This window comes from Nitrosophilus sp., assembly GCF_982775275.1.
Genome location: NZ_CEXZHP010000329.1, coordinates 1 through 1,141, shown reverse-complemented (window position 1 = coordinate 1,141; position 1,141 = coordinate 1). Strand labels below are relative to the sequence as shown.

Below are 1,141 nucleotides of genomic sequence, written 5' to 3'. Positions count from 1 at the left end.
CATTTGGGTGTGTTAGATCAAAACCGGAACATTCGCAATCGGATTCCCGTCCGGCGTTCGCCTGGCGGCAGGGTTTCCACGACAGCAGGCATGAATGCAATGAAAAAATGGCCGATCCTAGCCCTCTTGCTGGCGTCTTTTCTCATCGTGAGCTTCCAGGCGCCGGTCCATGCCGAAAAGAACGCGCCAGTGTCTCGCCAGCAGATCACCCTGTCGTTCGCGCCGGTGGTGAAGCGCACCCGCCCGGCGGTGGTCAATGTCTATGCCAAGCAGATCGTCCGCTCGCGGCGCGGCCTGTCGCTGTTCGACGACCCGTTCTTCCGCCAGTTCTTCGGCGACGGTCTCCTGGATCGGCCGCGCGAGCGCGTGCGCAATTCTCTTGGCTCCGGCGTCATCATCGACCCTGACGGCTATATCGTCACCAACAATCACGTCATCAGGGGAGCCAACGACATTCGCATCGTGCTCTCCGACAAGCGCGAGTTCAAGGCCCGGCTCATTGCCAGGGATGAGCGCTCCGACCTGGCCCTGCTGAAGATCAAGGCAGACGAAAAATTGCCCTGGCTTGAAATGGGCGATTCTGATGCGCTGGAGGTAGGCGATCTCGTGCTCGCCATAGGCAATCCCTTCGGTGTCGGCCAGACGGTGACCTCCGGCATTGTCTCGGCGCTGGCGCGCACCAATATCGGCGCCTCCAAGTACCAGTTCTTCATCCAGACCGACGCCGCGATCAATCCTGGCAATTCCGGCGGCGCTCTCTTACACGAAGGAAAACTCGTAGGCATCAACACTGCCATCAAAAACAGTGGCAACGTGGTCTCCATAGCCACCTCCTACACCGACGTCCTACTCAACACCGGCACCGCGTGCAGCAGCGCCAACTTCATCGTCGACGGCGTCGACCCCGTCATCAGCCCCATCGCGATGGACGACACCTCCCTGCTCGTCGGGGAGACGACCACCCTGACGATCGTCTTCTCGGAGGCCGTAATCGCCTTCGCCAACGCCGACGTCACCTGCACCAACTGCGGGATCACCACCCTGACGTCGAGCGACTCCATCACCTGGACGGCCACACTCACGCCGACCGCCGATGTTGAGGACACCACCAACACGGTCACCATCGCCACCACCTACACCG

General features: G+C 61.0%; 1 protein-coding gene. It reads left to right on the top strand.

Annotation, left to right across the window (positions count from 1 at the left end; genetic code table 11):
- Positions 1-99: 99 nt before the first annotated feature.
- On the top strand, positions 100-1,141 hold a 1,042-nt coding region (locus AC30RD_RS09750; protein WP_489494366.1), incomplete at its 3' end, for a trypsin-like peptidase domain-containing protein.